General features: G+C 69.4%; 14 protein-coding genes. 8 read left to right on the top strand and 6 right to left on the bottom strand.

Annotated features, from left to right (window positions below):
- Positions 1-141: 141 nt before the first annotated feature.
- Complete coding sequence (locus tag ACRARE_RS11810) at positions 142-1377, top strand: NAD(P)/FAD-dependent oxidoreductase (protein WP_432656641.1); 1236 nt, start codon at positions 142-144, stop codon at positions 1375-1377.
- Positions 1378-1397: 20 nt separating this feature from the next.
- Here the strand turns inward: ACRARE_RS11810 and ACRARE_RS11815 are convergent, their stop codons facing one another.
- Both ACRARE_RS11815 and ACRARE_RS11820 read right to left on the bottom strand, forming a co-directional pair.
- Positions 1398-1865, bottom strand: coding sequence for an exonuclease/endonuclease/phosphatase family protein (locus tag ACRARE_RS11815; RefSeq protein WP_432656642.1), 468 nt, complete (start codon positions 1863-1865; stop codon positions 1398-1400).
- A 22-nt stretch (positions 1866-1887) separates the two neighbouring features.
- Positions 1888-2466, bottom strand: a complete 579-nt coding sequence (locus ACRARE_RS11820) for an endonuclease/exonuclease/phosphatase family protein (RefSeq protein ID WP_432656643.1) — start codon at positions 2464-2466, stop codon at positions 1888-1890.
- Between the two features lie 331 nt (positions 2467-2797).
- On the opposite strand from ACRARE_RS11820, the gene ACRARE_RS11825 reads away from it, so the two are divergent.
- The 6 genes from ACRARE_RS11825 to ACRARE_RS11850 all read left to right on the top strand — a co-directional run bounded on the left by ACRARE_RS11825 (position 2798) and on the right by ACRARE_RS11850 (position 8645).
- Entirely contained in the window at positions 2798-4057 is a 1260-nt protein-coding gene (locus tag ACRARE_RS11825) for an ABC transporter substrate-binding protein (RefSeq protein ID WP_432656644.1), read from the top strand.
- Between the two features lie 94 nt (positions 4058-4151).
- Complete coding sequence (locus ACRARE_RS11830) at positions 4152-5021, top strand: carbohydrate ABC transporter permease (protein ID WP_432656645.1); 870 nt, start codon at positions 4152-4154, stop codon at positions 5019-5021.
- A complete protein-coding gene (locus tag ACRARE_RS11835) occupies positions 5011-5838 on the top strand; it encodes a carbohydrate ABC transporter permease (protein ID WP_432656646.1) in 828 nt (275 codons plus the stop codon). Before ACRARE_RS11830 ends, ACRARE_RS11835 begins: the two co-directional genes overlap by 11 nt.
- Entirely contained in the window at positions 5835-6677 is an 843-nt protein-coding gene (locus tag ACRARE_RS11840) for a glycerophosphodiester phosphodiesterase family protein (RefSeq protein WP_432656647.1), read from the top strand. Before ACRARE_RS11835 ends, ACRARE_RS11840 begins: the two co-directional genes overlap by 4 nt.
- A complete protein-coding gene (locus ACRARE_RS11845) occupies positions 6674-7696 on the top strand; it encodes an ABC transporter ATP-binding protein (protein ID WP_432656648.1) in 1023 nt (340 codons plus the stop codon). The genes ACRARE_RS11840 and ACRARE_RS11845 overlap by 4 nt, the downstream gene beginning before the upstream one ends.
- An 82-nt stretch (positions 7697-7778) precedes the next feature.
- Positions 7779-8645: a MurR/RpiR family transcriptional regulator gene (locus ACRARE_RS11850; protein ID WP_432656649.1), complete on the top strand. Its 867-nt coding sequence runs from the start codon at positions 7779-7781 to the stop codon at positions 8643-8645.
- Positions 8646-8664: 19 nt separating this feature from the next.
- Here the strand turns inward: ACRARE_RS11850 and ACRARE_RS11855 are convergent, their stop codons facing one another.
- From ACRARE_RS11855 to ACRARE_RS11870, 4 genes are all read right to left on the bottom strand, one after another.
- Positions 8665-10158, bottom strand: a complete 1494-nt coding sequence (locus tag ACRARE_RS11855; RefSeq protein WP_432656650.1) for an amidase — start codon at positions 10156-10158, stop codon at positions 8665-8667.
- A gap of 116 nt (positions 10159-10274) precedes the next feature.
- A complete protein-coding gene (locus tag ACRARE_RS11860; protein WP_432656651.1) occupies positions 10275-11327 on the bottom strand; it encodes a glycosyltransferase family 2 protein in 1053 nt (350 codons plus the stop codon).
- Between the two features lie 140 nt (positions 11328-11467).
- Complete coding sequence (locus tag ACRARE_RS11865) at positions 11468-14068, bottom strand: ATP-binding protein (protein WP_432656652.1); 2601 nt, start codon at positions 14066-14068, stop codon at positions 11468-11470.
- Positions 14069-14092: 24 nt separating this feature from the next.
- Positions 14093-14590 (bottom strand): putative pterin-binding protein, encoded by a 498-nt coding sequence (locus ACRARE_RS11870; RefSeq protein ID WP_432656653.1) that lies wholly within the window; start codon positions 14588-14590, stop codon positions 14093-14095.
- 344 nt (positions 14591-14934) lie between these two features.
- Here ACRARE_RS11870 and ACRARE_RS11875 point away from each other — a divergent pair, with 344 nt between their 5' ends.
- Positions 14935-15552 (top strand): response regulator transcription factor, encoded by a 618-nt coding sequence (locus tag ACRARE_RS11875; RefSeq protein WP_432656654.1) that lies wholly within the window; start codon positions 14935-14937, stop codon positions 15550-15552.
- Positions 15553-15627: the final 75 nt, after the last annotated feature.

Below are 15627 nucleotides of genomic sequence, written 5' to 3' on the forward strand. Positions count from 1 at the left end.
GGAGCCCAGGGCAAAGGTCCCACATCCCTTCCAAGGGCGCCCCGCCGGGCGCCCTTTCTCCGTTCCGCTCCCTCCCCCCATTGAAACCCGTCCCCTCTGCCCGCTAGGTTTCCCCAAATGGGATCGAGGAAGGAGGCGCCAATGGCCGATGTGATCGTTCTGGGGGCCGGCATGGTCGGCACCGCCAGCGCGCTGGCCTTGCAGGCGCGGGGGCTGGACGTGGTGCTGGCCGACCGTCGCGCGCCGGGGCGCGAGACCAGCTATGGTAATGCGGGCATCATCCAGGGCGAGGCGATGGAACCCTACGCCCTGCCCACCAACCCGCTGGCGCTGTTGCGCCTGGGGCTGGGCGCCGAGAACGCCGTGCGCTGGACCCCGGCGGGGGTGCTGGGGCAGGCGGGCGCGCTTCTGCGCTATCTGGCCCAGTCGCGGCCCGCGCGCCATGCGGCGATCTCGGCCATCTATGCCCAGCTGATCGCCCGGGCGGTGCCCGACCACGAACCGTTGGTGGCAGCGGCGGGGGCGGGGAACCTGATGCGCCCGCGCGGCTTTCGCCAGGGCTGGCGCAGCGCGCGGGCCTTTGACGCGGCGCGGGCCGATGCCGAACGGCAGGTGCGGACCTGGGGGATCGAGATCGAGGTGATGGATGGCGCCGCCCTGGCGCGGGCCGAACCGGGGCTGCGCGCCCCCTATGCGGGCGCCATCGACTGGCGCGACTGCTGGGCCTGTGCCGATCCCGGCGCGCTGGTCGCGGCCTATGCGGCGCTGTTTGAACGCCAGGGCGGCAGCCTGGCGCGGGCCGATGCGGGCACGCTGACCCGCGCGGGCGCGGGCTGGCGCGTCACCGGCGAGACCGGCCCGATCCAGGCCGCTCGCGTGGTGCTGGCCCTGGGCCCCTGGACCCCCGCCGCCCTGAAACCCTTCGGCGCCCGGGTGCCCATGGTGGCCAAGCGCGGCTATCACCTGCATTTTAAGGGCGAGCGGACCCTGAACCTGCCCTTCATGGACACCGAGGTGTCCGCCGTCATGTCGCCCATGCGCGCAGGCCTGCGCGTGGCCACCGGGGCCGAACTGGTGCCGATGGACGCGCCTGTGAACCGCAGCCAGCTGGCCCGGGCCGAGGCGCGGGCGCGCGAGATGTTCGAGCTGGGTGACGCGGTGGAACCCGAGCCCTGGTTCGGCACCCGTCCCTGTCTGCCCGGCATGTTGCCGGTGCTGGGCGAGGTGCCGGGCCAGCCCGGCCTTTGGGCGCATTTCGGCCATGGCCACCAGGGGTTCACCCTGGGCCCTGTCACCGCCGGGATCCTGGCCGGTGCGATGGCGGGCGAGCGCAGCGAGATGATCGCCGCGCTGGATCTGCGCCGCGCCCTGGCCTGAAGGCGGTTCAGGACAGCGGCCTAGCCGATGTCGCGCAGGTATTCGTTGGAATAGTCGACCTCCAGCTCGATCCAGACCGGCAGGTGGTCCGACATCTCGTGGGTGCGCCAGCTGGGATAGCTGCGCGCCCAGTTGTCATAGGGGGTGCCGCTGTCGGGGGCCTCGCGCAGCAGGCGGGTGACCTCAGCCTGGTCGCGGGCGTCGCGCATCAGCCGGGCGATCTGCTCGTACTCCGGCCCCTCGTCATCGCGAAAGACCGCATCGGGCCAGCGCACCACGCCGCGTTCCAGCATCCGGGTCTTCTGCGCCGGGCCGACAAAGGCGATCTGGTCGTAGTAATGCCGCCCCGACAGCGAGGTCGGCCCCAGATCCGGCACCTCGAAGCCCGCCTCCAGCAGGGCGCGCATCCCCGGCGCCGCGTGATCCTCGATGTTCATGTCGCCTAGGAAGACATGCACCTCGTCCTGGGCCCGGGCACGGCGGGCCATCTCGGCGGCGATGACGCGGATCTCATCCTCGCGCAGGGGGCGCCCGGCCTCTTCGTTGAAGACGATATGGGCCGAACAGAGGGTGAAGCGGAACCAACCCGCCTGGAAGGCGGCAAAGAAGGGAGTGCGGGCGATCTGCTCGCCGCCGGGCAGGGCGGTCCTGCGGCAGGACCAGCTCGCCCGCCAGGTGGCGGAAGGACACCCGGTTGCGGTTGTAGAGAAAGGCCATGCGTTCGTGATTGCCGCGCCCGCCGCCGGAACTGTCGTTGATGAAATAGGTCCAGCTGGGGCCCAGCAGGCGCATCAGCCGTTCGATCGCCTCGATGTTCTTCACCTCCTGCACGGCGCAGATGTCGAAATGGTCGATGATCTCGGCGATGTAGTGAAAGCTTTCGTGCAGGCGCGGGCGGCCGCCGTCGAAATGGCGGATGTTCCAGGACCCGATGATCAGGCTGTCGGGGCGCCGCCGCGCGGTGATCTGCCCGTTCAGCAGGGCGCGCAGGCGCAGCAGGCGGTCGGCGATCCAGCCCGCCTGACCGGGGGCGGCGCGGCCCCGGGGGTAGGTCCGGGCGTCATGTTTCAGCGATTGGTAATAGGCCATGGGAAATCCCTTCGATGAAATCTGTGCTGCGTCACGGCCCGCGAAATAGGCGGCCCGGGGGCAGGATAGCACGCCCGGGGCGCTGACCGGCGGGTCACTTGGTGGGGTGGCAGAGGAAATTCGCAATGGTGCGTGCAATCGGTATTGCATATCTATCCGGGCACGCGGCTGACGCGGATCGGCGTCGAAACTGAATGGAAATTCCATAAAACAAAGATGACAGGGCGCGCCTGTCGCAAAAGCTTCACCCAGGTTTCGGGGCGCCGTCATATTCCGCCTCTAGGCCGGGCTGCGAAGAAACTGCAATCCAAATTGCAAAAGGACCCCTGACATGGTTGCGAAACTTCCCAAACTTGCCGGCCTGGGCCTGGTGGCGCTGCTCGGCTCGACCTCGATGTCCTTCGCGGATGTGACCGTCGAATTCTGGCACAGCTTCTCGAAGAACGCGGGCGAGGCCCTGGACCAGATCATCGACAATTTCGAGGCCGCCAACCCGGGCATCACCATCGACGCCCAGCATATCGGCAACTACAACGACATCGTGGCCAAGCTTCAGGCCTCGATCCCGGCGGGCCGCGAACCCGACGCGGTGATCATGGAGGTGACCCGCTACGGCCTCTTCGCCGACCGTGGCGTGCTGATGGACCTGACCGACTACGTCGAGAACGACCCGCTGAAGGACGACCTGTTCGACTTCGCCCGCGAGGTCGGCGTGTTCGACGGCAAGAATTATATCGTGCCCTTCAACTCCTCCACCCCGGTCCTGTACTACAACAAGGCCATCCTGGAGCGCGCGGGCGTGCCGGAAGAGCCGAAGCTGGACAGCTACGCCGACGTGCTGGCCGTGGCGCAGCAGGTGCAGGCCGAGCTGGGCGACGAAGGCATCAGCGGTATCGCCGCGCCGGGGCAGTTCGCCCGCTGGGGCCTGATCATGAGCAACGACAGCGACATGATCGACAGCGTCTCGGGCGAGATCCTGCTGGACGCGCCCAACACCGTGGAGGCCTACGAATGGATGGCCTCGCTGGTGCATGAACATGGCGTCGCCTCGGCCGATGGCGTGACCACCGAGAACCAGGGGCGCGACGCCTTCCTGGCCGGCAAGGTCGGCATGATGATGAATTCGACCGGCAACTATGGCCGTTCGGTCACCGCCCTGGGCGACGACCTGGTGGTGGCGCCCATGCCCTGCAACAAGGTCTGCCGGGTGCCGATCGGCGGCGCGGGCATCGGCATCCTGTCCTCGGCCGAGGAGGAGGTGAAGGACGCCGCGTGGAAGTTCATCTCTTACGCCGCTTCCGCCGAATCCAACGCCATCTGGTTTGCCGCCACCGGCTACATGCCGATCAACCAGCACACCGCCGAGCAGCCCCTGGCCGCCGAGGCGCTGGAAACCCAGCCCGGGATCCGCGTCGCCATCGAACAGCTGCCCTTCGCCAAGGGCCGCCCGCGTCCCCCGGTGGTGACCTGGATGCGCGCCACCGAATACGACATGTGGCAGGCCATGGCCCTGGGCCAGCGCGAGGCCACCGAAACGCTGGACGATTTCGCCGCGCGCACCCGCGCCGAGGCCGAGCGTCTGGCCAAGTAATCCCCCGGCACCAACGGCAGGGGCCCGGTTCGTCCGGGCCCCTGTTGCCCGTCCAGGTCCGTTCCCACGGTCCGCCCGAAAGGTCCGCCTGCCCATGCTGCGCAAACTGACACCCTATCTTTTCATCCTGCCGCTGATGGCCTTCCTGGCGGTCTTTACCTATGTGCCGATCCTGCAAAGCGTGAACCTGTCGTTCCGCGAATGGGATTTCATGTCGCCCACGAAACCCTGGGTCGGGCTGGACAATTACACCCTGTTGCTGACCTCGCGCGACTTCTGGAACTCGGTGAAGGTGACGGCGATCTTCGCCCTGATCTCGGTGCCGCTGCGCCTGGCGCTGGCACTGGCCATTGCCAGCTATCTGGTGCGCGAAACCATCGTGTCGCGGCTGATGCGCGGGGCGCTGTTCCTGCCCTCGGTCACCTCGACCGTATCCATCGCGGTGGTCTTTTCCTGGGTCTTCTCGACCGACTACGGGATGATCAATGCCGCCCTCGCCTGGCTGGGATTCGAGCGGGTGCAATGGATGCAGGACCCGCAGCTGGCGCTTTACGTGATCATCTTCGTCAACACCTGGAAACAGCTGGGCTATGACATCATCATCTATATCGCGGGCCTTCAGGCGGTGCCGGTCGAGCTTTACGACGCGGCCTCGGTCGATGGCGGACGGCGGTTCCACGTCTTCCGCCGGGTGACCATGCCGCTGGTCATGCCCACCACCTATTTCCTGCTGGTGGTCTCGGTGATCGACGCCTTCCAGGTCTTCACCATCGTCAACGTCATGACCCATGGCGGCCCGGCGGGCGCCACCGACATGATCGTCAACATGCTCTACCGCGTGGGGTTCACGCTGTTCGACATCGGCACCGGTTCGGCGCTGGCGGTCCTTCTGTTCGTCTTCCTGATCGCCCTTGCGGTCCTCAAGGCCCGGGTCATCGGGCGGAGGGTTCACTATGAAGCCTGACACAAAACCCATGCGCGGCCTCTGGGCGGTCAATATCCTGGTGCTGGCCGCGGGGCTGCTGTTCCTGTCGCCCGTCCTCTATTCCATCTGGATGAGCTTTCAGACGGCGGATGCCTATTACGCCGGGCACCTCGACTTCACCCTGTCGAACTACGAGGTGGCGGTGGCCGAATACAACTTCGCCCGCTACCTGCTGAATTCGCTGATCGTGTCGGGGGTGGTGACCCTGGCGGGGATCGCCGTGGCGACCATGGCCGCCTATGCCTTTGCCCGCTACAGCTTTCGGGGCGGCAACCTGGCCTTTGCCGCCGTGGTGGCGACGCTGATGATCCCCAGCCATATCACCCTGATCCCCAACTACCTGACCCTGGCCAAGGCGGGGCTGCTGGACAGCTACGCGGGCCTGATCCTGCCCGCCATTTCCTCGGGCTTCGCCGCCTTCTTCCTGCGCCAGTACATCAAGGGCATCCCCCGCGCCCTGGACGAGGCGGCCTATATGGACGGGGCCAATGCCTTTCAGGTGCTCTGGCGGGTGATCGTGCCGATCTCGAAACCGGCGATCTTCTCGATGGGGCTGCACCTCTTCATCAGCGAATGGAACAACTACATCTGGCCGCTGGTCGCCATCGGCAAAGAGGATCTCTACACCCTCCAGGTTGGCCTGGCGCGGCTTTACCGGATCAACCCGGGCGAAGACGTGATCGACTGGCCGCTGGTGATGGCCGCCTCGACGATCACCATCCTGCCCGTCCTGCTGGGCTTCGTGCTGGTGGAACGCCACCTGGTGCGCGGCATCACCATGGGGGCGGTGAAATGACCGGCCCGCTGTCCGCCCTTCCCACCGATGACAAGACCAAGAAGAAGATGCCCATGACCTATGATGTGACCCGCATCGCCTCGCACCGGGGCGGCACGTTGGAGTTCGGCGACAGTACCCCGCAGGGGTTCCGCGCCACGGCCGCGATGGCACTGGAGGAGGTCGAGTTCGACCTCCACCCCACGGCGGACGGGGCCATCATGGTGCACCACGACGCCACCCTGGACCGCACCACCGATGCCACCGGCGCGATCCGCGACCTGACCGAGGCCCAGGTGCGCGCCGCCACCATCGACTATGGCGCGGGCGGCCATCCCATCTCGCTGGCCGAGCTCTGCGAGATCTACCGGGAGAGCCATGTGTCTTTCCGCTGCGAGCTGAAGCCGGGGCCGGGCGGCCTGGCCTATCCCGGTTTCGCCCCCCGCGTGGTGGCCGAGCTGGAGCGGCGCGGGATGCTGCATCGCACCGGCTTTTCCTCCTTCCTGATCGAGACGGTGGATGCGCTGCAAGCGGCCTCTGACCGGCCCTGCCTGTGGCTGGTCAGCCCGCCCGTGCTGACCCAGCTGGGCGCCGCCGGGGTGCTGGAGGTCTGCGCCATGCATGGCATCGCCGAGATCGGTGTGAACATCGACACCGCCACCTGCGCCTTACGCGACCGGGTGCGCGCCGCCGGGGTGGATTTCGGATGCTGGGGCGCCCATGAAGCCGCCCAGATCGACCGCGCGCTGGAGATGGGGGTGAAGGTCTTCACCACCGACCGGCCCAGCCTGGCCATCGCCCGCCGCGCCGCCCACCAAAGCACCCGCCAGACCGCCCGCCAAACGGAGGCCGAGACATGAGTTCGATCGAGCTGACCCAGATCCGCAAATCCTATGCCAACGGTCCCGAGGTGCTGCACGGGGTCGACCTGTCCATCGCCGCGGGCGAGTTCGTGGTCATCGTCGGCCCCTCGGGCTGTGGCAAATCCACTCTGCTGCGGCTGATCGCCGGGCTGGAGGCGGCCAGTTCCGGCGATATCGTCATCGGCGGCACCCGCGCCAATGACCTGGCCCCGCAGGACCGCGACATCGCGATGATCTTTCAGAACTACGCGCTCTATCCGCATATGACGGTGGAACAGAACATCGCCTTCGGGCTGGAGCTGCGCCGAGTGCCGAAACGCGAACGTCTGGCCCGCGCCCGCGAGGTGGCCGAGATGCTGCAACTGACCCCCTATCTTGACCGCAAGCCCGGCGCCCTGTCGGGCGGCCAGCGCCAGCGGGTCGCCATGGGGCGCGCCATGGCCCGCAACAGCTCGACCTTCCTGATGGATGAGCCGCTGTCGAACCTCGACAACGCCTTGCGCGTCGCCATGCGGACCGAGATCAAGGATCTGCACCGCCAGCTGGGCGCCACCATCGTCTTTGTCACCCATGACCAGACCGAGGCGCTGAGCCTCGCCGACCGGATCGCGGTGATGAAGGACGGCTATCTGCAACAGTTTGACACCCCCGGCGCGATCTACGACCGGCCCGCCAACCGCTTTGTCGCGGGGTTCCTGGGCGCGCCGACGATGAACTTTGTCGCCGCCGAGGCGCTGGAGGGCTGGCGCGGCCCGCGCGACGTGGATCTGGGCCTGCGCCCCGAGGCCCTGCGCCTGCACCGCGCCCGCCCCCAGGCGCCCGCCATCGAGGCGCGTCTGGCGCTGAGCGAGATGACCGGGTCCGAGTTCGTGCTGCATTGCGAAAGCCCCCTGGGCCGTCTGACCGCCGTGGCGCCCCGGGCCGAGGGGCTGCCCAGCCCGGGCGAGGCCATCTGGCTGGAATACGACGCCGAGGCCGCGCATCTTTTCGACCGCGACAGCGGCGCGCGGGCCTGAGGCACGCGCCCATGGACCGGGCCGCGCGTCTGGTCTAGGCCTGAGGGGGACAGCGGGCGCCGGGCGCCCGGGGGGACAGGACATGACCGACACGCCGCCCTTCCTGGGCGATCTGATCTCGCGCCATTCGGCGAAGCTGACCGAGGCGGACACCCGCCTGCTGGACGTCATGGTGCGCGACCCGATCCGGGCGGCGATGGAGAACGGCAAAGAGGTCTCGTTCCGCGCCGGGGTCCACCCGGCCTCGGCCGTGCGCCTGGCGCGGCGACTGGGGTTCAAGGGCTACCCCGAGTTCCGCGCCTTCCTGCAATCGAACCTGGTCGAGGGCCAGGGCGAGTTCGAGGCGGCGGGCGCGCGTATCGCCGCGCGGCTGGCCCGCGCCGAAGAGGGGCAGTTGCTGTCCTCGGTGCTGGACAGCGAGATCGCGGCCCTGGAGGCCCTGCGCGCCTCTTGCGCCGATGCCGACATTCGCGCCTTTTCCCAGGTGCTGCTGCCCGCGCGGCGGATCTTCGTCTTCAGCAGCTCGCACGGCGGGGCCCTGTCGCATCTGATCGCCATGCGCCTGCGCCGCTCGGGCTATGACGCCCTGGACCTGGCCGCCGAACAGACGCGGATCTGGGAATATCTGGCGGGGATGGGCAAGGGCGACGTGCTGTGGCTGATCGCCCTGCGCAAGACCGGCGATCTGCTGCACGAGTTGCGCGCCCTGGCGGCGGACCGCGGCGCGGCGGTGCTGTCGCTGCGCGACCCGCGCAGCGCGCCCTTCGAGCCCGCCGCCGAGGCTGAGATCTGCGCCTCGCGCGGGGGGGCGGGCGAACATCAGTCGCTGGTGGTGCCGATGACCATCGCCAATACGGTGATCCTGGATCTGGCCTCGATCGACGAGGGGCGCACGATGCGCGCGCTTGAGAGGTTCCGCGCCCTGCGCGAGGCGGCCGAGCGGCGCTGACCTCTGGGCGAGGCGGGCCCTAGCGGGCCGGGGTCATCGGGTCGATCGGGCCCAGGGGGCCGCCGCAGGCCCGCTCCACCGCCCGGGCGGCGGCCAGCAGGGCCGCCTCGCCCCGGGGCTGGCCGATCAGTTGCAGCCCCACGGGCAGGCCGCCGGGCCCGCGCCCCACGGGGACCGAGATCGCGGGCAGGCCGGTCACCGGCGCCAGGAACGAAAAGCGCAGCCAGCCGATGTAATCCTCCAGCGGCTGGCCGTCGATTTCGCGCGGGTATTCCTCTTCCACCGGGCCGGGCATCAGCCCGACCACCGGGCAGGCCAGCACGTCGAAGCCGGCCATGAAGCCCTGGACGATGTCGTAAAGGCGCGAGCGCGCCTGCTGCGCATCCAGCACATCCTCGATGTCCAGGGCCCGGCCCTGGTCGATATTGGCCTGCAAGCTGCGCTTGAAATGGCGCTGCACCCGGGGCGCGGCCCGGCCCGGCCCCGCGGCCCAGAGCATGGCGCGCAGGGTGCGATAGCAGGGGTCGAGGTCGGGCAGGGGCGGGCAGGTCTCGTCGATCACCGCGCCCTGGGCCACGACCCGGGCCAGGGCCTGGCGCAGGTGGTCCTCCATCGCCGCCGAGACCGGGGCGAACCCGCCCAGGTCGGGGGCAAAGGCGATGCGGATCCGGCCCTCGGCCCGGGTCACCGCGTCCTGAAAGGGCGTGGCGGGGGCAGGCTGCGACAGCGGCTCGCCCCGCATCTCGCCTGCCATGGCATCCAGAAACAGCGCGCAATCCAGGACCGAGCGCGCCATCGGGCCCTGCACCGCCTCCATGTTGAAGCGTGAATGGGCGGGCGCGCCGGGCACCCGCCCGGGCGAGGGGCGCAGGCCCACCACGCCGCAATAGGCCGCGGGCGTGCGCAGCGAGCCCGCCAGGTCCGAGCCATGGGCCAGCCAGACCTCGCCCGTGGCCAGGGCCGCCGCCGCCCCGCCAGAGGAACCGCCCGCGTTGCGCGTGGTGTCCCAGGGGTTGCGGGTATAGCCGAAGACATCGTTGAAGGTGTTTGCCCCGGCGCCGAATTCGGGCGTGTTGCTTTTGGCCAGCACCACCCCGCCGCGCGCCTCGATCCGGGTGACGATGGGCGAGGACGTCTCGGGCACATGGGCGGTCATGCCCCGGGTGCCGAAGGTCGCGCGCACGCCCGCCACCTCTGACAGATCCTTGATCGCCAGGGGCAGCCCGGCCAGCCAGCCCGGGTGGGCCGGGTCGCCCGCCAGGCTTGCGGCGGCCGCTTCGGCGCGGGCCTGGCAGGTGGTGGGCAGGGCGTTGACCTCCGGTTCCACCTGGTCGATGCGGGTCATGGCGGCGGCGATCAGCTCTGCGGGGGCGATCTCGCCCCGGCGCAGCAGCCCGACCGCCTCATGGGCCGAAAGCCGGCACAGCTCGGGCCCGGTGAAGCGGGGCTCGGGGGCCGGGGTCTCGGCGGGGGCGGGGGCCGTTGCGGCGGCGGAGGTGGTGGCGGTGGTCATGGGCACGTCTTGGGTCTGGCTGCGGCTTGGCCGCCAGTCTCGACCGCGGAGGGGCCCGTTGTCAAAGCCTGGGCGCCCCGGCCCGGGCCGGGATGGGTTTTGCAAGGACGGGGGCGTCAGTTTGCAAAGAGGTTGCGGCTGAGGCCCTGGGGCAGCAGCAGATAGGCCAGGGCAGAGGTCAGCACCAGGGCCCCGCCGCGCCGGTCGGCGAACCAGCCCGCGGGGCTGGTCAGCAGGCCGCGCAGCGCCAGCGCCAGGGCCTGGCGGCGCGGTGCGCCCTGGCGCAGGGCGCGGCGGGCCAGGCGGCGCAGATGCACCGCCTCGTCCCGGGCCGAGGCGGCGCGGCCATAGCGCGCGGCACTGACCAGCGCCGCCAGACGCCCGGCACAGATCGCCGCCAGATCCGGCGCCTGTTCACCCGCCGCCCCCGGCGCCACATGGCCGCGCGGATAGAGGACCAGCGCCCGGTCGAGCGGCGCCAGCCGGTTGCCCTGGCCCACCAGGCGGATCAGCCATTCCAGCTCGTCCCCATGGGTCAGGCGGCTGTCGAAACCGCCGCAGGCCAGGGCCACTTCGGTGCGCAGCACCAGGTTGCTCAGCCGGTCGACCGGGTTGTCAGCCAGCAGCCGCGCGATGGTCAGATCCTCGGGCGGCAGGGGGCGGGGGTGCGGCGGCAGGTCAGAGGCGGGCAGGGGCGCGCCGGGGCGGGCGGTGGCCACATGGGCGCCCGAGGCATAGCAGCCATCCAGGGTGATATCGTCGAAGGCCGCCACCAGCAGCGCCAGCTTCTCGGGCATCCACAGCGCGCCGGGGTCACCGAAGGCCAGCAACCGCCCCCGGGCGTGGCGCATCCCCAGGTCGCGGGCGGCGGCAAAGCCATTGCGGATGTCGCGCCCCTGCGGCACGCGCAACAGGCGAAAGCGCCGGTCCAGCGCGGCATACTCGGCCGCCACTTCGGCGCTGTCGTCCCGGGCGCCGGTGTCGATCAGCAGCGCTTCCCAATCGGTGAAGGACTGCGACAGCAGGGTTTCCAGGGTGATCGCCAGGCTGGTGCTGGCATTGCCGTAGGGTAGCAGGATCGTGACGCAGGGCCGGGTCGAGCCCGGCACCCCCGGGCGACCCCGGGCCGCCGCGGCAGTAGAGCAGGCCGAGGGGCAGGCCTTGGACACGGCGGGCGCGCCTTGCGGGTGCCCGGCGCGCGCGGTGCGGCCGGGATCCCGGCGCCCGGACCGCGGGCATCCGTCCGCCGCCACGGGGCTGCGGTCCGCCGCGGGGTGCCAGCCCGGCGGCAGGGGGCGACGCCGCGCGCTCAGGCGACGACCCCGCCCTTGTCGAGGGCTTCCAGCTCGGCCCGGCTGTCGCGCCACAGCGGCTCCAGCGCCGCCAGGTCGGCGCGGCTGATCTCCTGGTTGCGCTTGGCGCGGGTCTCGATCTCGGCCAGGGCCTGGCGCAGGGCGGTCAGGCCGAAGGTGCCGCAGGTCCCGGCGCAGGCATGGGCCAGGCGGGCGATCTCTTCCTTGCTGCCGGGGAAGGCGGCCAGGGCGGCGATGCAGCCGTCGGTCTCGGCACAGAACCGATCCAGAAGCTTGTGCCCGGTCTCGGCGCCGGTGCCGGCAAAGAGGGTCTCGATCTGCTCGGCGTCGATCAGCGCAGAGGAGGCGGCCTCGCCCGCCGCGCGGGCCTCGGCCTGGGGCAGTTCACCCGCCGCCAGATCGCGCAGCAGCTGGCTCAGGACCTTGCGGTCGATGGGTTTGGCCAGGCAATGATCCATGCCGATGCTGCGGAACCGCTTCAGCTCTTCGGGCAGGGCATGGGCGGTCAGCGCCACGATCGGCACATCGGCCGAGGCGCCATGGCCCGCACGGATCCGGCAGGCGGCCTCGGTCCCGTCCATCACCGGCATCGAGATGTCCATCAGGATCAGGTCAAAGCGCTGCGCCTCGGCCCAGTCGACCCCGGCCTGGCCGTCGACGGCCTCGGTCACGTAATGGCCTTCGCTTTCCAGCATCTCGCGGGCGATGAAACGGTTGATCTCGTTGTCCTCGACCAGAAGGATCTCCAGCGGCGGCGCGGCCAGGGGGGCGGGGCTGTCGTCGCTTTCGTCCTCGGGCTTGGCGGCGGCGGGGGCGGTGGCCACCGGCAGGCGCACCCAGAACAGGCTGCCGTCGCCGGGCACGCTTTCGGCGCCGATCTCGCCGTCCATCAGCTCGACCAGGCGGCGGGCGATGCCCAGGCCCAGCCCGGTCCCCGAGGCCTGCCGGGCGTAAGAGCTGTCGAGGGTCTCGAAATCGTTGAAGATCCGGTCGATGTCTTCCTCGGCAATGCCGATGCCGCTGTCGATGACGCGGAACTCGATCTGGTTGCGCTGCGCGCCGACCAGTTCGGCCTCGATCTCGACCTCGCCGCCACGGGTGAACTTCACCGCATTGGTCACCAGGTTCAGCAGCACCTGGCGCAGGCGGCGGCCGTCGGCCACCACGTTCTCGACCGGCTGGCCCACCCAGGACCAGGTCAGATCGTTGCCATTGGTGGCGGCCAGGGTGGCCGAGGTCTCGACCACCCCGTCCAGCAGGCGCGGCACCGAGAAGCTGCGCGCCTCGGGCTTCATCTTGCCGGCCTCGAACTTGGCCAGGTCCAGCACGTCGTTCACCAGGTTCAGCAGCAGATTGGCCGAGCTGTCCATCAGATCCAGCAGCTCGCTTTGCTCTTCCGACAGGGAATGGTCGCGCAGCAGTTGCATCGAGCCGATCAGCCCGTTCAGCGGCGTGCGCATCTCGTGGCTCATCACCGCCAGGAACTCGGATTTCGACCGTTCCCCCGCCAGCGCCCGGTCGCGGGCCTGGGTCAGCATCTCTTCCTGGGCCTTGCGCAACGAGATGTCGCGGACGAAGGACACGAAGAGGTTGGCGTCATCGGCGGCCCGGTCAAAGGAGATCTCGGCGGGGAAGCGCCGCCCCGAGCGGTCGCGAGCGGTGAATTCGAAGGGATGCAGGATGCGGTCGCCCCGAGCGCGGGCCTCCAGCACGCTGTCGCCCATGCGGCGCAGCTCGTCGGCGCCCGCCTCGGGGATCAGGAAATGGCGCACCCGCTGGCCCAGAACCTCGTCGCGGCTGTAGCCGAACATGCGCTCGGCGGCGCCGTTGAACTCGTGGATATAGCCCTCGGCATCGGTGACCACGACCGCGTCCAGCGAGGTTTCCACGATGGTGTCCATCCGCGCCGCATGGGCCTCGGCCTCTTCGGCGCTGGCGCGGGCCTGGCGGCCCAGGCGCAACAGCACCAGCGCCAGCAGTGACAGCCCGGCGATGCAGATGAACAGCACGGTGGCGATCAGCCCCAGCTTGCGGATCAGGCTGCCCTGGCGGGCGTCGGCCATCTGGGCGAAGTTGTCCAGTGCCGCCAGCGAGAAGGCGCGCACGTCCTGGCGCACGTCGACCGAGGTCTCCTGCAACACCGGAAGGGCGGCCAGCAGGGCGCTGTCGGGGCCGTCGATCAGCGCCACGTTGTCGGCGATGAAGGCATCGACGCGCAGGCGCGGGCCGTTGAAATCGCGGCTGCCCTGCAACTCGCGCAGGGCGGGGGCCTCTTCGATCAGGGTCATGCGGCTGTAGAAGACGTCGAAGCTGCGGCGCAGGTCGTCCAGCGCGGTCTGGCTGGCGGCCACATCGCCCGAGGCCACCGCCGTGCGCGCCTCTTCCAGTGCCAGCTGGTAGCGCAGGAATTCGACATCGGCCTGGGCCAGGCTCCATTGCAGGTTGCCCGTGTCGGAGGACGAGAGGTTCTCGATCTCGTTCAGCACCAGCCAGGCCAGCCCGACCACCAGCACCACGCAGACAAGCAGCGTCGAGATGGCGGCCACGGGCTGTTGCCAGTGTCCTTTGCGGGATGCGGTGCGTGGCGTCATCGCCATGTCCGGGACCTCCTCGGGGCCGGGTTACTCGGTCACGGAAATGCGATCGAGCTGCCAGATGCTGCGGGCGTAGACCACCTCTTGGCGGTAGGCGGGATCGGCATCAAAGGGAAAGACGATCCACAGCGGGCCCTTTTCGCGTAGCGACATCGGTTCGCCATGGTTCAGATAGGCCAGCAGGGCGGCGCCATCGGCCCAACCGCTGCGCGGGATCTCGACGGCGTAGTCGTTGATTGCCGTGGCGCTGATGCTTTGCGCCTCGGGGGCCAGGTCCTGCATCAGGGTGGCCAGGGGCACGCCGGTGAAGACCTGGATCCCGTCGGTCCAGATGGTGCTGGTCTCGATCACCCGGGCCGGCAGGGCCTGAAGCGCCTCCATGTCCAGCCGGGCCAGCACCGCGCCGTCGCTGTCGGTGACGGTCAGCAGGATATCATCCTCGGCGGCGACAGCCAGGGCGGGCGCCAGGACCGTGGCGGCCAGCAGCGCGGCAAGCGGCGTCAGGGAAGGGCTGGGCAGGGGCATAGGTGGGTACCGAATCTATCTGTTACCAATGTTAATCATGGCACAGGTGGGCCCCGTGCGGGAAAGAGGCATCGGACCAATGCCCCTACCCGAAAGGATAGGTGCGCCGCTCCCGGCCCCGGCTCGGCTGCTTGCCGTGGCGGCATCTGTCTTGACCTAGGCGTCACTGGACCTGTCGCAGAGAACTGTCCATAATCAGCACTATACGGCCAATCCTCCCCGATTTGGTCACATTGTTACGCTTCATTAACCGAACGTAACGAACACGATTCGCAGGCGGGACGACGGTGATCACGGCCAGAACTCTTCATGAACGCGATTCAGGCGGCGTGTCGGCCGGTGGGATGCGGGTGCTGATCGCCGACGACCACGACCTGTTGCGCGATACCTTGCAGGCCTTCCTGAACGCCGAGGGCGGGTTCGAGGCCAGCACCGTGGCCTCTTTCGACGAGGCCATCGAACAGGTCGAGGGCGGCGCGCCCTATGATCTGATCCTGCTGGACTATTCCATGCCCGGGATGCGCGGCATCGGCGGCCTGCGCCGGATGATGGAGGTGGCGGGCCACAATCGCGTCGCCATCATCTCGGGCACCGCCAGCCGCGAGATCGCCGAAGAGGCGCTGGCGCTTGGTGCGGCGGGCTTCGTGCCCAAGACCCTGTCGGCCAAGTCGCTGATCAATGCCGTGCGCTTCATGTCCATGGGCGAGCAATATGCGCCGCTGGAGTTCATGCGCGCGCCCGCCGAGGACGAAGAGACCAACCCCCTGGCCGAGATGCTGTCGGAACGCGAGTTGCAGGTGCTGGAGGGGCTGACCCAGGGCAAGGCGAACAAGGAAATCGCCCGCGACCTGGACATCCGCGAACCCACGGTGAAGCTGCATGTGAAGACGCTGTATCGCAAGATCGGCGCGGCCAACCGGACCCAGGCGGCGATGATCGCCAAGGAGGCGGGCCTCTTCTAGGCCCCGCCGCCCGCCCGCAGGGGCAGGGGCAGTTTTTCCATTTTCCGATTTTCCCGGCGCCGTGCCGTGCCGTTT

The sequence above is a fragment of the Pseudooceanicola aquaeponti genome (assembly GCF_050897975.1).
Taxonomy (GTDB): domain Bacteria; phylum Pseudomonadota; class Alphaproteobacteria; order Rhodobacterales; family Rhodobacteraceae; genus Pseudooceanicola.

What these genes read in the sequence shown, in the direction of transcription:
- ACRARE_RS11810 (WP_432656641.1), top strand. Translation starts at nt 142, where the DNA reads ATGGCCGATGTGATCGTTCTGGGGGCCGGCATGGTCGGCACCGCCAGC.
- ACRARE_RS11815 (WP_432656642.1), bottom strand. Translation starts at nt 1,865, where the DNA reads ATGGCCCGCCGTGCCCGGGCCCAGGACGAGGTGCATGTCTTCCTAGGC.
- ACRARE_RS11820 (WP_432656643.1), bottom strand. Translation starts at nt 2,466, where the DNA reads ATGGCCTATTACCAATCGCTGAAACATGACGCCCGGACCTACCCCCGG.
- ACRARE_RS11825 (WP_432656644.1), top strand. Translation starts at nt 2,798, where the DNA reads ATGGTTGCGAAACTTCCCAAACTTGCCGGCCTGGGCCTGGTGGCGCTG.
- ACRARE_RS11830 (WP_432656645.1), top strand. Translation starts at nt 4,152, where the DNA reads ATGCTGCGCAAACTGACACCCTATCTTTTCATCCTGCCGCTGATGGCC.
- ACRARE_RS11835 (WP_432656646.1), top strand. Translation starts at nt 5,011, where the DNA reads ATGAAGCCTGACACAAAACCCATGCGCGGCCTCTGGGCGGTCAATATC.
- ACRARE_RS11840 (WP_432656647.1), top strand. Translation starts at nt 5,835, where the DNA reads ATGACCGGCCCGCTGTCCGCCCTTCCCACCGATGACAAGACCAAGAAG.
- ACRARE_RS11845 (WP_432656648.1), top strand. Translation starts at nt 6,674, where the DNA reads ATGAGTTCGATCGAGCTGACCCAGATCCGCAAATCCTATGCCAACGGT.
- ACRARE_RS11850 (WP_432656649.1), top strand. Translation starts at nt 7,779, where the DNA reads ATGACCGACACGCCGCCCTTCCTGGGCGATCTGATCTCGCGCCATTCG.
- ACRARE_RS11855 (WP_432656650.1), bottom strand. Translation starts at nt 10,158, where the DNA reads ATGACCACCGCCACCACCTCCGCCGCCGCAACGGCCCCCGCCCCCGCC.
- ACRARE_RS11865 (WP_432656652.1), bottom strand. Translation starts at nt 14,068, where the DNA reads ATGGCGATGACGCCACGCACCGCATCCCGCAAAGGACACTGGCAACAG.
- ACRARE_RS11870 (WP_432656653.1), bottom strand. Translation starts at nt 14,590, where the DNA reads ATGCCCCTGCCCAGCCCTTCCCTGACGCCGCTTGCCGCGCTGCTGGCC.
- ACRARE_RS11875 (WP_432656654.1), top strand. Translation starts at nt 14,935, where the DNA reads ATGCGGGTGCTGATCGCCGACGACCACGACCTGTTGCGCGATACCTTG.